Genomic DNA, 20,859 nt, shown 5'->3' with positions numbered 1-20,859 from the left:
TGTGGGAGCGGGCTTGCCCCGCGATAGGGCCGGCACTGACAACTCAGTCAATCACTGACACCGCCGCCAGAACTCATCCGCCAGCCGCCGCAGGTCCTTGGCCAGGTCCGCCACGTCACTGGCGCTGCTGTGGCTGCGCTGCCCGACGCTGACCGTCGCCTCGCTGGCCTGGCGAATGCTGGTGATGTTGCGGTTGATGTTCTCGCTGACCTGGCTCTGCTGCTCCACCGCCGCGGCGATCTGCAGGCTCATCTCGTTGATCTGGTTGACCCGCACGCTGATGCTGTCCAGCGCGTCGCTGGCCAACTGCGCCTGCTCGACGCTGTGCCCGGCATGGGCGCTGCTCTGCTGCATCACCTGCACCGCCGCACGGGCGCCGTCCTGCAGGGCGGCGATCATGCGCTGGATATCGTGGGTGGACTGCGCGGTGCGCTGGGCCAGTCCGCGCACCTCGTCGGCGACCACCGCGAAGCCACGCCCCTGGTCGCCGGCCCGGGCTGCCTCGATGGCGGCGTTGAGCGCCAGCAGGTTGGTCTGTTCGGCAATGCCGCGGATCACGTCGAGCACTCCGGAGATCTCGCTGCTGTGGCTCTCCAGTTGGTGAATCACTTCGCTGGCCTCGACCAGCGAGCCGGCCAGGTCCTGGATCGCGCAACGGTTGCGGTCGACCAACTGGTGGCCGGACTGGGTTTCGTCCTCGGCCTGGTCGGCGGCCATCGCCGCCATCTGCGCGCTGCTGGCTACCTGGGCGACGCTGGCGCTCATCTGGTGGATCGCCGTGGCCACCTGGTCGGCTTCGCTCTGCTGCTCCAAGCTGTTGGCGTGACTGCTGTGCAAGGCCTCGACCAGCGAGCCGGAATGCCCGGCCAGACGTGACGAGGTGTCGCCGATGCGCCCGACCACCGCCCCCAGCTGCGCCTTGAGCATGCGCATGGCGAACTCGATCTGCCCCAGGCCGTCACGCCGGCCGGTATACAACTGCTGGCTCAGCGGATTGTCGGCGATCGCCTGGGCCTGCTGGCGCAAGCGCTCGTAAGGGCGCAACAGCACCAGGATCGCCAGGCTGCTCAAGCCTGCGGCCGTCGCCACCTCCATCAGCGATTCCAGCAGCGGCGCCCCCAGCCACCACTGCCCGGCACCCAGCACCACCGCCAGCACGGCACCGACCGCCAGCGACAGACGCGAACCCAACCCCAGCACCGGCAAGCGCTCGCGCCAGCCACGCCGGCCTTCGCGCAGACGCGCATAGCAGCGCTCGGCCGCCGCGACCTGCTCGGCCCCGGGCTTGGTCCGCACCGACTGGTACTCCAGCGCCTGCCCGCCGCTGCTGATCGGCGAGACGAAGGCGCTCACCCAGTAGTGGTCGCCGTTCTTGCAGCGGTTCTTCACCAACCCCATCCACGAACGGCCGGCCTTGAGCGCCTGCCACATCTGGGCGAACGCCTGGGGCGGCATGTCGGGATGGCGGACGATGTGATGGGCACTGCCCAGCAGTTCCTCGCGGGAGAACCCGCTGACCCGCAGGAAATCGTCGTTGGCATAGGTGATGCGGCTGTCCAGGTCGGTGGTGGACAGGATGTTGGCGTCGCCGGGGTAATCCACTTCGCGACCGGTAACAGGCATATTGCACTTCATCGGAGGCTCTCGTTGTTGTACGGGAAATCGGCAGGGCGTACGACTCTAGGGGCAAACGCCGGTGCAATATTGATCCATGGCAGGGTATTGGCACTTGGCCATCAACCCGTCGAAACTGACAGCCGTGACAGCCAGGCGTCACGCTGCCGACCCGGTCGGCGCGCTATAACCCTGCAATAGCCGAATCTTTTTCCCAGCCCCTTGGCCAAGGTGCCCGCCCCGATGCGACGTCCGTCCCGCTCCCTCGTTCTCGCCGCCCTGGCCCTGGTCCTGCTGGCCGCCGTCGGCACCTGGCAGGGATTGCGCCAGCAAGCTCCGGCCAGCCGCACCGCCAGCGCGATCCCGGTACGGGTGGTCGAGGTGGCCCAGCAGGACGTGCCGCGCTACCTCAGCGCCATCGGCTCGGTGCTGTCGCTGCACAGCGTCGAGGTCCGCCCCCAGGTCGAGGGTGTGCTGACCCAGGTGCTGGTCAAGGAAGGCCAGTGGGTCAGCCAGGGTGATCTGCTGGCCACCCTCGACGACCGGGCGATCCGCGCAAACCTGGACCAGGCCCGCGCCCAGCTCGGCCAGACCCAGGCGCAGTTGCAGGTCGGCAACGTCAACCTCAAGCGCTACCAACTGCTGAGCACCGACGACGGTGTGTCGAAGCAGACCCTCGACCAGCAGCAGGCCCTGGTGAACCAGTTGCAGGCAACCCTCAAGGGCAACCAGGCGGCCATCGACAATGCCGCGGTGCAGCTCAGCTACACGCAGATCCGCTCGCCGGTCACCGGCCGCGTCGGCATCCGCAACGTCGACCCCGGCAACCTGGTGCGCACCAGCGACACCCAGAGCCTGTTCAGCGTCACCCAGATCGACCCGATCGCCGTGGAGTTCGCCCTGCCTCAGCAGCAGCTCCCGGTCCTGCAGGGCTTGCTGAAATCACCTACCCCCGCCGAGGTCGAGGCGTACATGGACGCCGACGGTGAACGCAGCCTGCTCGCCAGGGGCCACCTGATGCTGATCGACAATCAGGTCTCGGCCACCACCGGCACGGTGCGGGTCAAGGCCGAGTTCGACAACAAGGACGGCCGCCTGTGGCCCGGCCAGCTGGTCACCGTGCGCCTGCGCACGGCGGTGGACGAGGACGCCCTGGTGGTGCCGCCACCGGTGGTGCAACGCAGCATCGACGGCCACTTCGTCTACCGCCTGGACGGCGACAAGGTCAGCGCCGTGCCGGTCAAGGTGGTGTACCAGGACAGCACGCTGAACGTCATCGCCGGGGTCAAGGCCGGCGACCGCCTGGTGCTGGACGGCCAGTCGCGGCTCAAGCCCGGCAGCACCGTCGAGGTCACGCCTGACGCCCCCGCCCCGGCGGAGATGGCCGACCGCAGGAGCCAGCCATGAACACCCGCAACGGCGTCTCGGCCTGGTGCATCGATCACCCCATCGCCACCCTGCTGCTGACCTTCGCCCTGGTGCTGCTGGGCGCCATCGCCTTCCCGCGCCTGCCGGTGGCGCCCCTGCCCGAGGCCGACTTCCCGACCATCCAGGTCACCGCCCAGCTGCCCGGCGCCAGCCCGGAAACCATGGCCTCGTCGGTGGCGACGCCCCTGGAGGTGCAGTTCAGCGCCATCCCCGGCATGACCCAGATGACCAGCAGCAGCGCCCTGGGCTCGACCAACCTGATCCTGCAGTTCACCCTCGACAAGAACATCGACACCGCCGCCCAGGAAGTCCAGGCGGCGATCAACACCGCCACCGCGCGCCTGCCCCAGGACATGCCCAGCCCGCCGACCTGGCGCAAGGTCAACCCGGCCGACAGCCCGGTGCTGATCCTCACCGTCAGCTCGACGCAGATGCCCGGCAACGAACTGAGCGACTACGCCGAGACCCTGCTGGCCCGCCAGCTCAGCCAGATCGACGGGGTCGGCCTGATCAACATCACCGGCCAGCTGCGCCCGGCCATCCGCGTGCAGGCCCAGCCCGAGAAGCTCGCCGCCATCGGCCTGACCCTGGCCGATATCCGCCTGGCCATCCAGCAGACCAGCCTCAACCTGGCCAAGGGCGCGCTGTACGGCGAGCACAGCGTGTCGACCCTTGCCGCCAACGACCAGCTGTTCCACCCCGAGGACTACGCCAGGCTGATCGTCAGCTACCGCAACGGCGCGCCGGTGCACCTGGCCGACGTGGCCAAGGTGATCGATGGCGCCGAGAACGCCTATGTGAAGGCCTGGTCCGGCGACCGGCCGGGGCTCAACCTGGTGATCTTCCGCCAGCCCGGCGCCAACATCGTCGACACCGTGGACCGGGTGCTTGATGCCCTGCCCCGCCTGCAAGAGATGCTGCCGGCGGCGGTCGATGTCTCGGTGCTGCAGGACCGCACCCAAACCATCCGCGCCTCGCTGCACGAGGTGGAGCTGACCCTGATGATTGCCGTGGCCCTGGTGATCGGGGTGATGGCGCTGTTCCTGCGCCAGTGGTCGGCGACCTTCATCGTCTCCAGTGTGCTTGGCGTATCGCTGATCGCCACTTGCGCGCTGATGTACGTGTTCGGCTTCAGCCTCAACAACCTCACCCTGGTGGCCATCGTCATCGCCGTGGGCTTCGTGGTGGATGACGCCATCGTCGTGGTGGAGAACATCCACCGCCACCTGGAGGCCGGCGACGACAGCCGCACCGCCGCGCTCAAGGGCGCTGGCGAGATCGGCTTCACCGTGGTGTCGATCAGCTTCTCGCTGATCGCCGCGTTCATCCCGCTGCTGTTCATGGGCGGCGTGGTCGGCCGGCTGTTCAAGGAATTCGCCCTGACCGCCACCGCGACCATCCTGATTTCGGTGGTGGTCTCGCTGACCCTGGCGCCGACCCTGGCCGCGCTGTGCATGCGCCGCCCGCCCGAGGAACAACATGGCGGCCTCGGCCAGCGCCTGGTGCGCTGGTACGAGAAGGGCCTGGACCGGGCCCTGGCGCATCGGCGGGTCACCCTTGGCGTGTTCGGCCTGACCCTGGCGCTGGCGGTGGCCGGCTACGTGGCCATCCCCAAGGGCTTCTTCCCGTTGCAGGACACCGGTTTCATCCTCGGCACCACCGAGGCGGCGGCGGATGTCTCCTACCCGGCAATGATCGAGAAGCACCAGGCCCTGGCGAAAATCATCGAGGCGGACCCTGCGGTACGCGCCTTCTCCCACTCGGTCGGCGTCACCGGCAGCAACCAGACCATCGCCAACGGTCGCTTCTGGATTTCCCTCAAGCCCCGCGGCGAACGCGACGTCTCGGCCAGTGAATGGATCGACCGCATGCGCCCGAAACTGATGCAGATTCCCGGCATCGTCCTGTACCTGCGCGCCGGGCAGGACATCAACCTCAGCTCCGGCCCCTCGCGCACCCAGTACCAGTACGTGCTCAAGAGCAATGACGGCGTGGCGCTGAACCTGTGGACCCAGCGCCTGACCGAGCGCCTGCGCGAGAATCCGGCGTTCCGCGACCTGTCCAACGACCTGCAGCTGGGCGCCAGCGTCACCCGCATCGACATCGACCGTCAGGCTGCGGCGCGCTTCGGCCTGACCACCACCGACGTCGACCAGGCGCTGTACGACGCCTTCGGCCAGCGGCAGATCAGCGAGTTCCAGACCGAGACCAACCAGTACAAGGTGATCCTCGAGCTGGACGCCCGCCAGCGCGGCAAGGCCGAGAGCCTCAACTACTTCTACCTGCGCTCGCCGCTGTCCGGCGAGATGGTGCCGCTGTCGGCCCTGGCCCATGTCGCGCCGCCCAGCACCGGGCCCCTGTCGATCAGCCATGACGGCCTGTTCCCGGCGGCCAACCTGTCGTTCAACCTGGCCCCCGGCGTGGCTCTGGGCGACGCGGTGCAGATCCTCGAACGCACCCAGCGCGAGCTGGGCATGCCCGACTCCATCGCCGGCAACTTCCAGGGCGCGGCCCAGGCGTTCCAGAGCTCGCTGTCGAGCCAGCCGTACCTGATCCTCGCCGCGCTGGTGGCGGTGTACATCATCCTCGGCGTGCTCTACGAGAGCTTCGTGCACCCGCTGACCATCATCTCCACCCTGCCCTCGGCGGGCCTGGGCGCGCTGATCCTGCTGTGGCTGATGGGCCAGGACTTCACCATCATGGGCCTGATCGGCGTGGTGCTGCTGATCGGCATCGTCAAGAAGAACGGCATCCTGCTCATCGACTTCGCCCTCGACGCCCAGCGCCACCAGGGCATGACGCCCGAGCAGGCGATCCGCCAGGCATGCCTGGTGCGCTTCCGTCCGATCATCATGACCACCCTGGCCGCGCTGCTCGGCGCGGTGCCGCTGATGTTCGGCTTCGGCACCGGCGCCGAACTGCGCCAGCCGCTGGGCATCGCCGTGGTCGGCGGCCTGCTGGTGAGCCAGGCGCTGACGCTGTTCACCACCCCGGTCATATACTTGGCCCTGGAGCACCTGTTCCACCGCCGCCGGGCCGCTGCCGCCCCCGCGCCGACCGCCAGTTGAGACAAGACCATGCGTGTGCTGATCATCGAAGACGAAGAGAAAACCGCCGACTACCTGCATCGCGGCCTCACCGAGCAGGGCTTCACCGTCGACCTGGCCCGCGACGGCATCGACGGCCTGCACCTGGCCCTGGAAGGCGACTACGCGGTGATCGTGCTCGACGTGATGCTGCCGGGCCTGGATGGTTACGGCGTGCTGCGCGCACTGCGGGCGCGCAAGCAGACGCCGGTGATCATGCTCACCGCCCGTGAGCGAGTCGAGGACCGTATTCATGGCCTGCGCGAAGGCGCCGACGACTACCTGGGCAAGCCGTTCTCGTTCCTTGAACTGGTCGCCCGCCTGCAGGCCTTGACGCGACGCAGCGCCATTCATGAGCCCTTGCAGATTCAGGTGGCGGACCTGTGGATCGACCTGATGGCGCGCAAGGCCACTCGCGCGGGCGCGCGCCTGGATCTGACCGCCAAGGAGTTCTCGCTGCTCAGCGTGCTGGCCCGGCGCCAGGGCGAGATCCTGTCCAAAACGGCCATCGCCGAGCTGGTCTGGGACATCAACTTCGACAGCGACGCCAATGTCGTCGAGGTGGCCATCAAGCGCCTGCGCGCCAAGCTCGACGGGCCGTTCGACAACAAGCTGCTGCATACCATTCGAGGCATGGGTTATGTCCTGGAGCACCGTGGATAGCCCGGGGGGCGCTGCGCGCCCCTTTCGCGGCACAAGGCCGCTCCTACAGGGAGACGTGATCCTCTGTAGGAGCGGCCTTGTGCCGCGAAAGGGCTGCGCAGCAGCCCCCAGGGAGATTTGCCCATGACCCTTTTGCCCAGCAAACCCAGCAACTCCATCGCCCTGCGCCTCTCGGCCCTGTTCACCCTGGTGGCCCTGGCCGTGTTCGTGCTGATCGGCAGCGCCCTGTACCGCCAGGTCGACCGCAGCCTCGACCTGCTGCCAGCCGCCGAACTGGACGCGCGCTTCAGCGTGCTCGAATCCACCCTCAACCGCTACGGCACCCCCGAGCACTGGGCCAAGATCAACAACAAGCTCAACCTGCTCAGCGAGGAAGACCGGCGCATCCGCTTCTGGGTGGTGAGCAGCAACCCGGCCTTCGAGTACGGCCATCCCACCGAGCAGGTGCGCGGCTTCGCCGAGGGCGCGCCGGGCATGCGCGACCTGCGCCTGAGCGACAGCCCCTACCCGTACAAGGTGCTGGTCAGCGAACTGCCGACGCTGGGTGAGCGCCCGCCGCTGCGCTTTCTGATCGGCATCGACACCGAGACTTTCTGGCAGGCCCAGCACAGCCTGCTGGTGGCCATCGTCGGCCTGGCCGCCTTCGGCGTGCTGCTGGCCTCGCTGCTCGGCTACTGGGTCGCGCGCATCGGCCTCAGGCCCCTGCTGGCGCTGTCGGACGAAGCCCAGGCCCTGGCCCCGCCACGCCTGGACGGCCGCCTGCAGACCCGCGACCTGCCGCCGGAGCTGGCGCAGTTCGCCGGTGCCTTCAACGCCGCCCTCGACCGGGTTAGCCAGGCCTATTCGCAACTCGAGGCCTTCAACGCCGACGTCGCCCACGAACTGCGCTCGCCGCTGACCAACCTGATCGGCCAGACCCAGGTCGCCCTGACCCGTGGGCGCAGCGCCGAGCACTACTTCGAGGTGCTGCAATCGAACCTCGAGGAGCTGGAGCGGCTGCGCAGCATCATCAACGACATGCTGTTCCTGGCCAGCGCCGACCAAGGCAGCAAGGCCACCTCGCTGACCAGCGCGTCGCTGGCCGAGGAAGTGGCCACCACCCTCGACTACCTCGACTATATCCTCGAGGACGCCCAGGTCAGCGTCAGCGTCAGCGGCGACGCCCAAGCCTGTTTCGAAAAGGCCCAGCTACGCCGGGCGCTGATCAACCTGCTGAACAACGCCGTGCAGCACACCGCGCCGCACCAGGTGATCCAGGTGCGCATCGAGACGGGCGAGGAACAGGTCAGCATCGCCGTGAGCAACCCGGGGCCGGCGATTGCCGACGAGCACCTGCCGATGCTGTTCGAGCGCTTCTACCGAGTGGATGCAGCTCGTGCCAACAGCGGCGGCGGCAACCACGGGCTGGGCCTGGCCATCGTCAAGGCGATCGCCCTGATGCACGGCGGCAGTGTTTTCGTGCACAGCGAAGCCGGGGCCAATACCTTCGGTATCAACTTGCCGAACGCTCAACTACGCGGGTTTGCGGTAAAAGTCTGAGTATTTTTGCCGCGATCATTACTTTTTGCGCAACAGTGCTTATCTGAACAGCCTCTGTTTCCCCGCTGTTTACAGGACTAACTTTAGCCCTGTCTCCATTAGCACTTGCCGCGCAAGAAGGTTGCATCAAATGTCCAACAGTATGGGTATTGCCAGCGTGTTCGTCCTGTCTTCCCTGTTGTTGTCGCCCCTGGCCATGGCCGAAGAATCCCCGGCCTTCGTCGCCCGTAACGCAGAATTTGCCGCAGTTCACCAAGAGGCTCGCGAAGCCTACGCCGCGCAACAGGCCGATGCGGTAAAAGACGCACGGCAGACCGCTTCCAAAGTCTCTGTCGACACCGATGCCGACAGCTGATCGGCCCCACGCCGGTTTCCAGTTTTCCCTTGGCTACACCATGGGCAGTGCCCGTGACGATATGTTAGCCTTTCAAAGCCGCTGCCTTTCAGCGGCTTTTTTTATGCGTCGAAAATATCAGCCTGGCTGTTACGTCTCTAATAAGAACTTGCAGACACGACAATAAAAAACTGCCCCATCGCTTGACCAAAGGAGTTTGTACCGGTGTCTTTTGCGTTTCGTTTCACCCCTCTGTTCGTTGCATTGGCCGCAACGATGCCCATGGCCGTACAGGCCGATGAAGACAAGGCTGATGGCTTCATCGAAGGTTCCACGCTGAACCTGCACTTCAGAAATGCCTACTTCAACCGCAACGAGAAGAATGCCTCGATCAAGGACAAGCGCGAGTGGGGCCAGGGTGCCGTCGCCCGCTTCGAGTCCGGCTACACGCCCGGCGTGATCGGCTTCGGCCTCGACGCCCACGCCATGGTCGGCCTGAAGCTGGACGGCGGCGGCGGCCGCGCCGGCACCTCGATCCTGCCGAGCGCGCCGGAAGACAAGGCACGCCACGCCTTCTCCACCGCCGGCGGCGCGATCAAGCTCAAGGGCTTCGACACCGAGTTCAAGGCCGGTGACCTGTTCCTCACCAACCCGGTGATCGCCGGTGGCGAAAGCCGCATGCTGCCGCAGACCTTCCGCGGCGTCGCCGTGACCAACCGCAGCATCGACGGGCTGATGCTCGAAGGCGGCAAGGTCAGCTTCACCAAGCCGTACAACCAGAGCGGCCACCGCCGCATCAACACCTACTACAGCCAGCAGACCACCGAGCAGGACAGCCAGAACCTGAGCTGGGCCGGCGCGTCGTGGAGCGGCACCGAAGGCGTTACCGCCAACGTCTACGCCGCCGAGCTGAAGGACATCTGGAACCAGTACTACGCCGATTTCGACTACACCTACCAGGTCAACGACCTGGTCAGCCTGAACCCAGGCGTGCACTTCTACCACACCCAGGACACCGGCCAGTCGAAGCTGGGCGACATCGACAACAACACCTGGAGCGTGCACTTCACCGTGGCCGCCGGGTACCACAGCGTCACCGCAGCCTACCAGCGGGTCAACGGCGACACGCCGTTCGACTACATCAACCTGGGCGACAGCATCTTCCTCGACAACTCGCGCATGTACTCGGACTTCAACGCGCCGAACGAGCGCTCCTGGAAGCTGCAGTACGACTATGACTTCGCCGGCCTCGGCATGCCGGGCCTGAGCACCTCGCTGTCGTACTCGCGCGGCAAGGCCGACCTGACCAAGGCCAGCCAGGACACCCAGTACTACGCCTTCTATAACGCCGACGGCGAGAATGCCCGGCACTGGGAGCGCGACTTCGACGTGAAGTACGTGTTCCAGCAAGGCCAGCTGAAGGACCTGTCGGTGCTGCTGCGCTATGCCACGCACCGGGCCAACGCGGCGTACTCGGACATCCAGGACAATGACGAATTCCGCGTGATCGTGGATTATCCGTTGAACGTGTTCTGATCCGGAACCGATCGCGGGGCAAGCCCGCTCCCACGCCAGGTGGCTTATCAGGCGTGGGAGCGGGCTTGCCCCGCGATGGGCTTCAACGGTTACGGTTCAAGCCAATCTCCAGGTCATTGATCAACGCCTTGGCCATGGCGCTGAGGATCCGCGCCGCACTCCCCGCTTTCAAATCCCCTTCCATTTCCGCCTCGGTGGTCAGGTGCAGAATGCAACCCTGCAGCACCGACAACTCGTTGAACGCCAGGCTGAAAGGCACATCGGGTTCAACACGAAAACACTCCAGGAACGTCGAAACGCCGGCAGTGGTACAAGGTTCGGGCTGCTCGCTCATGGCTGCACCTCCAGCGACCTGGCGTGGGCCATCAAACAGCTCAGCAACCGGCTGAGGATGGATATGTTATCCACCAGGATCTCGGGACGCTCATCCACGGGAAAGGCCATGTAGACATCGCAGGTGCGAGTCATCATGGTCATCAGGACGGCGGCATGCTCCCAGACTTCGGCCAGCGGCAGGTGGTCGATGATGGAGATGTAAGGGATGGGGGGGTCAGGTACTAGCTTTTTCATTCCGAATCGCTCATGTCGATTGAAGAAATCGCCACTTGAACCTTTCTCACGGGATTAGGTGGCAACCGTGCACGGGGTGAGAAACCGAGGACATGAAACCCGGCCAGACCAGAGGTCTGCCCGAACACGGCTGCCATTGAAGTGGCCGAAAGACATATCGTCAGGTTCTCACACCCGGTCACCAAATCTGGCGACCCGACGACCTTAGCCCTGATGTATTTCCCGGCCTATCCAGACCCTTCCGGCAGACGCGTAGGATAGGTCCCAAGCTCAGCCCAACTGAAGCATTTGGTTTCAGATTCGGAAATGTCGTACATCCCATCGCGGGGCAAGCCCGCTCCCACGACCATGACCATGACCATGACCATGACCATGACCATGACCTGGCCCTGGCGAATGGTGGGAGCGGGCTTGCCCCGCGATGGGCCTACTGAATCATTTCCGTCGGCCAAATCAGCTTTGATCTTGTCCGACAATCCCGCCTTGCCTAAAATACCGCCGCCGCTTTCCGGCCCACTCCCCATGGATCCCGGGGCTTATGCAGTTGCGAGCATGACGTTGCCCACCCGATCACCACGATCCGCCCTGTACAAGTCGCACCCCGAGCTGGTCCTCAACCTGGGCAGCTGCCTTGCCGTGCTCGCCATCGTGGCCATCGTCAGCTACCTGCTGGCCCGCGAGCGCGACAGCGTCGAGCAATCGGAAATGCGCTCCTCGAGCAACATCGTGCAGTTGATCGAAAGCGATATCCTGCGCAACGTCGAACTCTACGACCAGTCGCTCAAGGGCCTGATCTGGGCCGTGCAGCACCCCGAGCTGCTCAACGTGCCCGCCAAGCTGCGCCAGCAGATCCTCTTCAACCAGGCCTTCTCCGCTCCGGTGCGCGGCGACATCCTCTGGCTCGACGCCAAGGGCGACGTGCTTGGCGACTCCACCAGCGCGGTGCCGCGCCAGGCCAACTTCGCCGACACCGTGGCCTTCCAGGCCCACCGCGACCGCCCGGGCCTGGGCCTGCTGATCAGCCCGCCGTTCAAGGCGCGGCTGGGCGACCTGGACTGGTGCATCAGCTTCAGCCGGCGCATCTCCGGCGCCAACGGCGAATTCCAGGGCCTGGCCGCCGGGGCCCTGCGCCTGTCCTACTTCAACGAGCTGTTCCAGCGCCTGGACATCGGTGTGGACAGCAGCATCAACCTGCTCAACACCGACGGCCAGCTGCTGGCCCGCCAGCCGACCCGGCCGCAGGACCCGATGATCGGCACCAGTTTCAGCGAGCGCCCCAACTTCAAGCGCATCCTCGAGGAGCGCAGCGGCAGCTTCACCGCCCGCTCGACAGCCTACGAGGGCCAGCGCCTCTACACTTTCGCCCGGGTCGCCGACCTGCCGCTGATCGTGCTGGTGGCGCACTCGGCCGACGAGGTGTTCCAGTCGTGGCGCCGCACCGCAATCGTGGTCAGCGTGGCCACTGGCGTGCTGTGCATCGGCATCCTCTGGCTGACCCTGCTGCTGGGCCGTGAATTGCGCCGCCGCCACGATGCCGAGCAAGGCCTGGCCACGCTTGCCGCCACCGACAGCCTCACCGGCCTTGCCAACCGTCGTCGCCTGGACCAGGTGTTGCGCCAGGAATGGGCGCGCGCCCAGCGCAACCGCAAGCCGCTGGCGGTGCTGATGGTGGATGTGGACCACTTCAAGGCGTTCAACCAGCGCCATGGCCATGCCGGCGGCGATCATGTGCTGCGTGAGGTGGCCACGACCCTGGAGCTATGCATCCGGCGCCCGGCGGACCTGGCGGCGCGCTATGGCGGGGAGGAGTTCCAGGTGGTGCTGCCAGAGACTGAACTGGCCGGCGCCCGGCTGCTGGCCGAGCGCATTCGCGCCAGCGTCGAGGCGATGCCGCCGTTCGGCGATGATGAGCGCTCGGTGACGGTCAGTGTGGGGATCGGCCTACATGTACCGGGCACCGCGCAGGATCTGTCGGCGCTGTTGGCCGATGCGGACGAGGCGCTGTATCGCGCCAAGGCCAATGGTCGGAATCGGGTGGAAGGACCTGAGGATTGAATGTAATTCTTTGATCCAACTGGGGCAGCGTGGGAGCGGGCTTGCCCCGCGATGCACTCGATGGCACCGGCTTCGCCGGTGATCCGGGCGGTGCGGCGTTCCGACAAGCCCGCTCCCACGATGTTCCAGTCAAACAAGCTGTTCCAAAAAGGGCCGCTAAGCGGCCCCCAGAAACTCAAGACCGAGCGCGAGCCGCGTTACGCAGCGCCTTCACCTGGTCATGATTGCGCTGCACACCCTGCAGTTGCCTCTCCACCAGCGTATAGCTCTGGTCATTGGCCGAGCGCCCCAGCTTGACCAGCTTCTCACGGGCCTCTTTGTAGGCCTTGAGCGCATGGTCTTCACCACGCTCCACCTCGTTGAGCACCGCCTCTTCATCCTTGCCGGTAACCATCGACTTGAGGTTGACCCAGCCGCGGTGCAGGTCGCCGCTGATGCTGGTGCTGGTCTCGGGATCGCCACCCAGCCGGCGCACTTCGCTCTGCAGCTCGGCCGCAGCACTGGCGCACTCGCTGGCGCGCTGCACGAAGAAGGCTTTGAGCTGGGGATTCTTCACATCGTCGGCGGAGGTCTTGAAGCCTTTCTCACCATCCTTGCTGTACTCGATCAGGTCGTTGAGTACGTCGATCGTGTCTTTGTTGGGATTGCTCATGGCAACAAACTCCTTGGCAGGTGATAGTCACTACTACCGGAGCAGGCTTCGTGCCAGGCCAATGAATATAAAATTACCTATTAAAATCAATAACTTGCAATTAAATAAACAAAGCCTGAAAACGGCGTTCTGCATGATCGCCGCTTGGGTCGTCGTGCAGTTTGCAGTATGGTCCGCGCTTCACCTGCCACAGGCCGATGCCCGATGAAACCCGAATCCCTGCAACTGCTGGTCACCCGCACCATGCCCTTCGGCAAGTACCAGGGGCGGATCATCGCCGACCTGCCTGGCGATTACCTGGCATGGTTTGCCCGCAAGGGCTTCCCGCCCGGGGAGCTGGGCGGGTTGCTGGCGTTGATGCATGAGATCGACCACAACGGGCTGGGTGATTTGCTGAAACCGTTGCGTGGCAAGACACGGGGCTGACGGCACCCTCTGTAGGAGCGGCCTTGTGCCGCGAAAGGGCTGCAAAGCAGCCCCATTCACTGTGTATGACTCTGAAATCCTGGGGCCGCTCCGCGCCCCTTTCGCGGCACAAGGCCGCTCCTACAGGGATTGCGCCGGGCCTCGCTAGCCCTTGGCCGGCGCCACCACCATCTCCACCTGTTCGCTCTTCTTGATCACGGCATACACCACTGCCGTCAGCAGGCTGCCGGCCACGATCGCCAGCAGGTACAGCAGCGCATGGTTGATCGCATTGGGGATCAGCAATACGAACAGCCCGCCATGGGGCGCCATCAGCTTGCAGCCGAAGTACATCGACAAGGCCCCGGTCAGCGCGCCACCGGCGATGCTCGCCGGGATCACCCGCAACGGGTCCTTGGCGGCGAACGGAATCGCCCCTTCGGAAATGAAACACAGCCCCAGCACCAGCGCGGCCTTGCCGGCCTCGCGCTCGCTCTGGGCAAATTTGCGCCGGGCCAGGAAGGTGGCGATGCCCAGGCCGATCGGCGGCACCATGCCGGCGGCCATGGTCGCGGCCATCGGCGCATAGCTCGACGACGCCAGCAGCCCCACCGAGAACGCATAGGCGGCCTTGTTGATCGGGCCGCCCAAGTCCACACACATCATGCCGCCGAGCAGCAGCCCGAGCAGGATGGCGTTGGTGGTGCCCATGCTGTCGAGGAAGTGGGTCAGCCCTTCGAGCATCGCGGCCACGGGCTGGCCGACCACATAGATCATCACCAGGCCGGTGAACAGGCTGGCCAGCAGCGGGATGATGAGGATCGGCTTGAGCGCGTCGAGGCTACTGGGCAGATGCACCCAACGGGCAATGGCCTTGGCGCTGTAGCCGGCCAGGAAGCCGGCGACGATACCGCCGATGAACCCCGCCCCCAACGTACTCGCCAGCAGGCCGCCGATCATCCCGGGCGCCAGCCCCGGACGGTCGGCGATGGACCAGGCGATGTAGCCAGCGAGCAGCGGCACCATCAGCTTGAACGCCGCCTCGCCGCCGATCTGCATCAGCGCGGCGGGTAGCGTGCCGGCCTCCTTGTAGGCCTCGATACCGAACACGAACGACAAGGCAATCAGCAAGCCGCCGGCCACCACCATCGGCAGCATGAACGATACCCCGGTCAGCAGGTGCTTGTAGACGCCCGTCTTCTCGGCCTGCTGCACCGCGCCGGCCGCATCCCCCGCAGCCTCCACCTTGCCCTCGGCCAGTGCCTTGTCCAGCGTGGCCCGGGCCTGCTTGAGGGCGATGCCGGTACCGCAGCGGTAGATGCGCTTGCCGGCGAAACGCGCAGCCGGCACTTCGATATCGGCGGCCAACAGCACCACGTCGGCTTCGGCGATGGCCTCGGCAGGCAGCGGGTTGCGCGCGCCGACCGAGCCCTGGGTCTCCACGGTGAGCTGGTAGCCCATGGCCTGCGCCGCCTGTTGCAGCGCTTCGGCGGCCATGAAGGTGTGGGCCACGCCGGTCGGGCAGGCGGTCACCGCGACGATTTTCGGCGCGCTGCCCTGCGGGGCCGGCGCCGCCTCGTGAACCCGGGCCCCGGCAGCGGCTTGGTCAAGAAACCCCTCGCGGTCTGCCAGGGCCTGGGCTGGTGTGCTCTGGTACAGGCGCTTGCCCGCGAAGCGCGCCAGGTCCACCGGCCCGGTACTGACCACCAGCACCCAGTCGGCCTCAGCAATCTGCGCCGTGGTCAGGCGACGTTCGGGGTGCTCGGTATCCTGCACCTCGACACTGGTGCTCCAGCCCCGACGCTGGGCCGCGGCGGCCAACAGGCGGGCGCTGAGCACGCTGGACACCTGCCCGTTGGGGCAGGCGGTGACAATGGCAATGTTCATCAGCAGCCCTCTTCTTGTTGTTCTGCCAGGTGCACGGCGGCCTCCAGCCGGGCCAGTTGCTCGCGATCGTGGATGCCGAAGCCGACCTGGGTGACCGCCTGGGCGGCGATGGCAGTGGCGCGGCGCAAGGTGGCGGCGGGCGCCTCGGCCTGCAGCAGGCCGTGGACCATGCCGGCGACCAGGGAATCACCGGCGCCGACGGTGCTGGCGATGCGCACCTTCGACGGTTGCGCATGCAGCGCCAGGCCGGCGGCGAACCAGCTCACGCCCTGCTCGCCCTGGGACACCACCACATGCTCGACGCCGCTGGCCAGCAAGCGCTGCGCGGCGGCACGCTGGCCGGCCGCGTCAAGCACGGGCTGCCCGAGCACCTCGCCCAGCTCCTCGGTGTTGGGCTTGACCAGCCAGGGCGCGGCCTCGAGGCCGGCGCGCAAGGCTTCGCCACTGCTGTCCAGGGCCACCTTCAATCCCTGCGACTTGAGCATCAGCAGCAGTTCGCGCAGCCACTCGGGGCTGATGCCCCGCGGCAGGCTGCCGGCCACCACCACGGCGTCATGCCCCGGAGCCACCTCGGCCAGACGTTGCAGCAAGGCATCGCGGGCGGCCTCGTCGACTTGCGGCCCCGGCCCGTTGATATCGGTGACCTGGCCATCGGCCTCGACCAGCTTGATGTTGCTGCGGGTCTCGCCGGGCACACGGACGAAGCAGTCGGCGAACCCACGCCAGGCAATCAGCGCCTCGAACGGCGCCAGGTTGTCGAGCCCGAGAAAACCGCCGACGGTCACGCTGTGGCCCAGGTCGGCCAGCACCTGGGCGACGTTCAGCCCCTTGCCGGCGGCATGGCTGTGCTGGGCCTGGCTGCGGTTGACCGCGCCGGGGCGCAGGCGATCGAGGCTGATGGTGATATCCAGCGCCGGGTTGAGGGTGAGGGTGAGAATCTTGGCCATCAGTAACGCTCCACCAGCGCCCGGACTGCCTCGGCGCTGTCTTGTTGCAGGGCCTCGCGCGCCAGGGCGCGGGCCGTCGAAAGGTCGGCCTGGCGCACCAGCGCCTTGACTTCAGGGATGCTGCGGGCGGCGACGCTCAGTTCGTCCACGTCCAGGCCCAACAGCACGGCAACGGCCTGCGGATCGGCCGCCAGTTCGCCGCACACGCCCACCCACTTGCCCTGGGCATGGGCGGCGCGCACGGTCATGTCGATCAGGTTGAGCACCGCCGGGTGCAGGCCATCGGCCTGGGCCGAGAGGCTCGGGTGGCCACGGTCGATGGCCAGGGTGTACTGGGTCAGGTCGTTGGTGCCGATGCTGAAGAAGTCCACCTCGCGGGCCAACTGCGGCGCCAGCAAGGCGGCCGACGGCACCTCGACCATGATGCCCACCTGCAGGTCGGCCACCGGGATCTCCTGGCGCAGGCGCTCGACCATGGCCTTGGCGGCGCGCCATTCATGGAGCTGGCCGACCATCGGGAACATGATGCGCAGCGGGCGATTGTCCGCGGCGCGCAGCAGGGCCCGCAGCTGGTCTTCCATCACCTGCGGGCGTTGCAGGGTCAGGCGCACGCCGCGCACGCCGAGGAACGGGTTTTCTTCCGCCGCGATCGGCCAGTACGGCAAGGGCTTGTCGCCGCCCACATCAAGGGTACGCACCACCAGCGGGCGCCCGGCCAGGCCGTCGAGCACCCGGCGGTACTCGGCCTCCTGGGTGGCCACATCGGGCAGTTGCGGGTGGGCCATGAAAATCAGCTCGGTGCGCAGCAGGCCGACGCCTTCGGCGCCCTGCTCCACAACTTTGTCGATGCCACTGCTTTCGCCGATGTTGGCGAACACTTCGACGCCGTGGCCGTCACGGGTCAGGGCCGGCTCATGGCGGTTGGCCCAGGCGATCTGCAAGCGCCGCTCACGGGCATCGCGCTCGGCCAGCGCCCGTTGCAAGCGGGCCTCGGGCGGCGCGACCTCGACCTGCCCACGCAGGCCATCGAGCAGCAGCGGCGTGCCGCTCTCCAGCAGCAGCACTGCCGCGCCGGCCCCGACCACCGCCGGGATGCCCAGGGCTCGGGCGACGATGGCGCTGTGGGCGGTGGCGCCGCCCTGGGCGGTGACGATGCCGGCGACCCGCGCCGGGTCCAGGCGCGCCACATCGGACGGGCCCACCTCGGCCATCACCAGCACGTAGGGTTGCTCGGGCTCGACCAGCGCCTGCACGCCACACAACTGGGCCAGCACACGGCGACCGATATCCCGCAGGTCGGCGGCGCGCTCGGCCAGCAGCGCATCGTGCAGCGCCTCCTGCTGGCGGGCGGCGCTCTCGATCACCGCCATCCACGCGGCGGCGGCGCTCTCGCCCTGGGCCAGACGCACCTCGACGTCATCGGTCAGGGCCGGGTCGGCGAGCATTTCCTGGTGGGTGACGAAGATTTCGCCAATAGCCTTGTCGCTGCGCTGCACCAGGGCCTGCAGGTCGGCGTGCACCTTGTCGATGGCCGCTCGCAACCTGGCCCGCTCCTGGCCGGGCGACTCGCCGCGCAGCGGGTAGTCGATCTCGCGTTCGACGCACACATGGGCCGGGCCACTGGCGATGCCCGGCGCGGCCGCGACACCCTGCAGGGTGCTGCCGGGCGCCGGGGCCTGGAGGGTTTCGATGGGTGGCTGCTCCACTGCGGCCGTTTGCGGCAAGGGCTCGACCTCCTCGCCCAGCCCCTGCTCGATGGCGGCCAGCAGCACCGGCAAGGCATCGGCGGCAACGCCCGGTTCGGCGATCAGTTCCAGCACCTGGCCACGGCGAGCGCCCAGGCTCAGCAGCTTGCTCAGGCTCTTCACCGAGACGGCGGGCTGGACGCTGTCTTGCAGGCGGATGCGGATCTCGCCCTCGAAGCCCTTGGCCAACTGCGCCAGCACCTTGGCCGGACGCGCATGCAAGCCATGGGCGTTGGCCAGCATCACCCGGGCGCTGGGCCAGTCGGCGGGCGCCTCGCCGCCGAGCACTTCGAGCACGGCGCGGCTGCTGGTGGCCTGGTAGAGCATCTGCCCACGACCCTCGATCAGCACCTCGCACAGGCGCTCGAGCAAGGCCTGGTGGGCGGCGCCGAGGCTGGCCAGGCAGAACAGGCCATTGAGCGGCTGGTCGCGGTAGCGCAGTGGCTGCTGTGGGGTGACGAAGGCCAGGCCCGGCTGGCGCACCTCGCGTTCACTGTGCAGCCACCACAGGCCTTCGCCCAGCGGCAGCGGCTCGGTCTGCTGCAGCACGGCGGCAAAGCCGCTGTCGGCACAGCCGCCGCGTTGCAGCAGGCGAGCGCCGCGCCAGGCCAGTTCATCGAAGTCTTCCGCCGCCAGGTTGAGGCCGACCAGCTGGGCATCCAACGCCAGCTCGCGCGGCGCGCCCTGCAGCAGCTTGAGCAGCGCCTCGGCGCTGCCGGCCCGGCGCAATGCCTCGGCCAGGTCGGTTTCGCCCAGGGCGCGGGTCAGCAGTTGCAGCAGACGCAGGTGTTCGTCGGAACGGGCGGCGATGCCGATGGCCAGGTAGACGATCTGCCCGTCGCCCCAGTCCACGCCGTCGGGGAACTGCAGCAGGCGCACACCGGTGGCGTACACCAGCTCGCGGGTCTGCGGCGTGCCGTGGGGGATGGCGATGCCCTGGCCGAGGAAGGTCGAGCCCTGCGCCTCCCGGGCCTGCAGCCCCGCCAGGTAGCCCTCGGCGACCAGGCCATCGGCAACCAGTCGATCGGCCAGCAACGCCAGTGCCTCGCCCTTGTCGGCGACACGCTGGCCCATGGCAATCTGCTCCACGGCAAGCTCGAGCATGACCCTCTCCTTTTGCGGTAGCCCCGTCGGCTACCGAGGTATTGTTGTGGAATTCGACGGCAATAGCCGCCAAAACGATCAGCGCAACGGGCGAATGCGCATTTCCAGGCAGGAAATTTCGTTTTGCTGAAACGTTTAATCTGACCAAGTGGCCACGTTACTCGATAATCTGCCAACGAAAAAGCCCCATCCTGTCGGACAATTGCGACAATGGTCGTCTGCGCGCAGGGCCGTGGATGGGTGAAACTAGCCGGTCCAGCCCCGTGGCCAGTCCCGGAAACAATAAGGAAAATTCGGTGAAACTCAGCGATATCGCCCGTCTGGCCGGTGTGTCCGTGACCACCGCCAGCTACGTCATCAATGGCAAGGCCGAACAGCAGCGCATCAGCAACAGCACCGTCGAGCGCGTGCGCGCGGTGGTCGAGGCCCACGGCTTCACGCCCAACCCCCAGGCCGCCGGCCTGCGCAGCCGACACACGCGCACCCTGGGCTTCATTCTCCCGGATCTGGAGAACCCCAGCTACGCCCGCATCGCCAAGCAACTGGAGCAAGGCGCCCGTGCCCGTGGCTACCAGCTGCTGATCGCCAGCAGCGACGACCAGCCCGACAGCGAACGCCAGTTGCAGCAGCTGTTCCGCGCCCGCCGCTGCGATGCGCTGTTCGTCGCCAGCTGCCTGCCGCCGGAGGACGACAGCTACCGCGAGCTGCAGGCCAAGGGCCTGCCGGTGATCGCCATCGACCGACGCCTGGACCCGGCGCATTTCTGCTCGGTGATCAGCGACGACCGCGACGCCAGCCGCCAGCTGGCCCAGAGCCTTTTGAAAACCCGCCCGCGCAGCATCGCCCTGATTGGCGCCCGCCCCGAGCTGTCGGTGAGCCAGGCCCGCGCCGGTGGCTTCGACGAGGCCCTGCAAGGCTTCGACGGCGACGTGCGCCGCTACCAGGGCGAGGCCTTCAGCCGTGAATGCGGCCAGCGCCTGATGCAGCAACTGATCGACGAACTGGGCGGCCTGCCGGATGCCCTGGTGACCACCTCCTACGTGCTGCTGCAGGGCGTGTTCGACACGCTCCAGGCGCGCCCGGAGGATTCGCGCGAGCTGCAACTGGGCACCTTCGGCGACAACCAACTGCTCGACTTCCTGCCGCTGCCGGTCAACGCCATGGCCCAGCAGCACGGCCTGATCGCCGCCACCGCGCTGGAACTGGCCCTGGCCGCCATCGAGGACAAGCGCTACGAGCCCGGTGTGCACGCCATCGGCCGTACCTTCAAGCAACGGATCGCCAAGGCCTGAAC

Annotated in this window: 16 protein-coding genes and 1 pseudogene; 9 read left to right on the top strand and 8 right to left on the bottom strand. The window is 66.9% G+C overall.

Annotated elements, in window-relative coordinates:
* Positions 1–51: 51 nt before the first annotated feature.
* A complete protein-coding gene (locus tag HU751_RS12875) occupies positions 52–1,095 on the bottom strand; it encodes a methyl-accepting chemotaxis protein (RefSeq protein WP_437181052.1) in 1,044 nt (347 codons plus the stop codon).
* Between the two features lie 258 nt (positions 1,096–1,353).
* Positions 1,354–1,623 (bottom strand): annotated as a pseudogene (locus tag HU751_RS27325) (PAS domain-containing protein); the annotation flags it as partial.
* A 234-nt stretch (positions 1,624–1,857) separates the two neighbouring features.
* On the opposite strand from HU751_RS27325, the gene HU751_RS12870 reads away from it, so the two are divergent.
* The 6 genes from HU751_RS12870 (at position 1,858) to HU751_RS12845 (ending at position 10,200) form a co-directional block, all read left to right on the top strand.
* Positions 1,858–3,021: an efflux RND transporter periplasmic adaptor subunit gene (locus tag HU751_RS12870; protein ID WP_186733846.1), complete on the top strand. Its 1,164-nt coding sequence runs from the start codon at positions 1,858–1,860 to the stop codon at positions 3,019–3,021.
* Positions 3,018–6,110 carry a multidrug efflux RND transporter permease subunit gene (locus tag HU751_RS12865; RefSeq protein ID WP_186733847.1) on the top strand — a complete coding sequence of 1,031 codons (3,093 nt, stop codon included), beginning with the start codon at positions 3,018–3,020 and terminating at the stop codon, positions 6,108–6,110. Before HU751_RS12870 ends, HU751_RS12865 begins: the two co-directional genes overlap by 4 nt.
* A 9-nt stretch (positions 6,111–6,119) precedes the next feature.
* Positions 6,120–6,791, top strand: coding sequence for a heavy metal response regulator transcription factor (locus HU751_RS12860; protein ID WP_050703789.1), 672 nt, complete (start codon positions 6,120–6,122; stop codon positions 6,789–6,791).
* 123 nt (positions 6,792–6,914) lie between these two features.
* Positions 6,915–8,330: a heavy metal sensor histidine kinase gene (locus HU751_RS12855; protein WP_186733848.1), complete on the top strand. Its 1,416-nt coding sequence runs from the start codon at positions 6,915–6,917 to the stop codon at positions 8,328–8,330.
* Between the two features lie 130 nt (positions 8,331–8,460).
* Positions 8,461–8,685 carry a hypothetical protein gene (locus HU751_RS12850; RefSeq protein ID WP_050703787.1) on the top strand — a complete coding sequence of 75 codons (225 nt, stop codon included), beginning with the start codon at positions 8,461–8,463 and terminating at the stop codon, positions 8,683–8,685.
* 204 nt (positions 8,686–8,889) lie between these two features.
* Positions 8,890–10,200 (top strand): OprD family porin, encoded by a 1,311-nt coding sequence (locus HU751_RS12845; RefSeq protein ID WP_186733849.1) that lies wholly within the window; start codon positions 8,890–8,892, stop codon positions 10,198–10,200.
* A gap of 82 nt (positions 10,201–10,282) precedes the next feature.
* On the opposite strand, the gene HU751_RS12840 is transcribed toward HU751_RS12845, so the two are convergent.
* Both HU751_RS12840 and HU751_RS12835 read right to left on the bottom strand, forming a co-directional pair.
* The gene (locus tag HU751_RS12840; protein ID WP_186733850.1) at positions 10,283–10,534 is read right to left on the bottom strand and encodes a DUF3077 domain-containing protein; all 252 of its coding nucleotides are present in this window, start codon (positions 10,532–10,534) and stop codon (positions 10,283–10,285) included.
* Positions 10,531–10,770: a hypothetical protein gene (locus HU751_RS12835; protein WP_062575113.1), complete on the bottom strand. Its 240-nt coding sequence runs from the start codon at positions 10,768–10,770 to the stop codon at positions 10,531–10,533. Before HU751_RS12835 ends, HU751_RS12840 begins: the two co-directional genes overlap by 4 nt.
* Positions 10,771–11,328: 558 nt before the next feature.
* Between HU751_RS12835 and HU751_RS12830 the strand changes: the two genes are divergently transcribed.
* Positions 11,329–12,825, top strand: a complete 1,497-nt coding sequence (locus HU751_RS12830) for a GGDEF domain-containing protein (RefSeq protein ID WP_186733888.1) — start codon at positions 11,329–11,331, stop codon at positions 12,823–12,825.
* 175 nt (positions 12,826–13,000) lie between these two features.
* On the opposite strand, the gene HU751_RS12825 is transcribed toward HU751_RS12830, so the two are convergent.
* A complete protein-coding gene (locus tag HU751_RS12825; protein WP_186733851.1) occupies positions 13,001–13,477 on the bottom strand; it encodes a ferritin-like domain-containing protein in 477 nt (158 codons plus the stop codon).
* 204 nt (positions 13,478–13,681) lie between these two features.
* On the opposite strand from HU751_RS12825, the gene HU751_RS12820 reads away from it, so the two are divergent.
* On the top strand, positions 13,682–13,903 hold the full coding sequence (locus HU751_RS12820) for a DUF3820 family protein (RefSeq protein WP_110736839.1): 222 nt from the start codon (positions 13,682–13,684) through the stop codon (positions 13,901–13,903).
* Between the two features lie 144 nt (positions 13,904–14,047).
* Here the strand turns inward: HU751_RS12820 and HU751_RS12815 are convergent, their stop codons facing one another.
* Genes HU751_RS12815 through ptsP form a run of 3 tightly spaced genes read right to left on the bottom strand, consistent with a single transcriptional unit; the run spans position 14,048 to position 19,565 of the window.
* Complete coding sequence (locus HU751_RS12815) at positions 14,048–15,769, bottom strand: PTS fructose-like transporter subunit IIB (protein ID WP_186733852.1); 1,722 nt, start codon at positions 15,767–15,769, stop codon at positions 14,048–14,050.
* Positions 15,769–16,716 carry a 1-phosphofructokinase gene (pfkB, locus tag HU751_RS12810; RefSeq protein ID WP_186733853.1) on the bottom strand — a complete coding sequence of 316 codons (948 nt, stop codon included), beginning with the start codon at positions 16,714–16,716 and terminating at the stop codon, positions 15,769–15,771. Before pfkB ends, HU751_RS12815 begins: the two co-directional genes overlap by 1 nt.
* Complete coding sequence (ptsP, locus tag HU751_RS12805) at positions 16,716–19,565, bottom strand: phosphoenolpyruvate--protein phosphotransferase (RefSeq protein ID WP_186733854.1); 2,850 nt, start codon at positions 19,563–19,565, stop codon at positions 16,716–16,718. Before ptsP ends, pfkB begins: the two co-directional genes overlap by 1 nt.
* Positions 19,566–19,861: 296 nt before the next feature.
* Between ptsP and cra the strand changes: the two genes are divergently transcribed.
* Positions 19,862–20,857, top strand: a complete 996-nt coding sequence (gene cra / locus HU751_RS12800; protein ID WP_028689822.1) for a catabolite repressor/activator — start codon at positions 19,862–19,864, stop codon at positions 20,855–20,857.
* Positions 20,858–20,859: the final 2 nt, after the last annotated feature.

The organism is Pseudomonas peradeniyensis (assembly GCF_014268935.2).
Classification (GTDB): domain Bacteria; phylum Pseudomonadota; class Gammaproteobacteria; order Pseudomonadales; family Pseudomonadaceae; genus Aquipseudomonas; species Aquipseudomonas peradeniyensis.
This window is presented reverse-complemented; position numbering and strand designations above follow the sequence as displayed.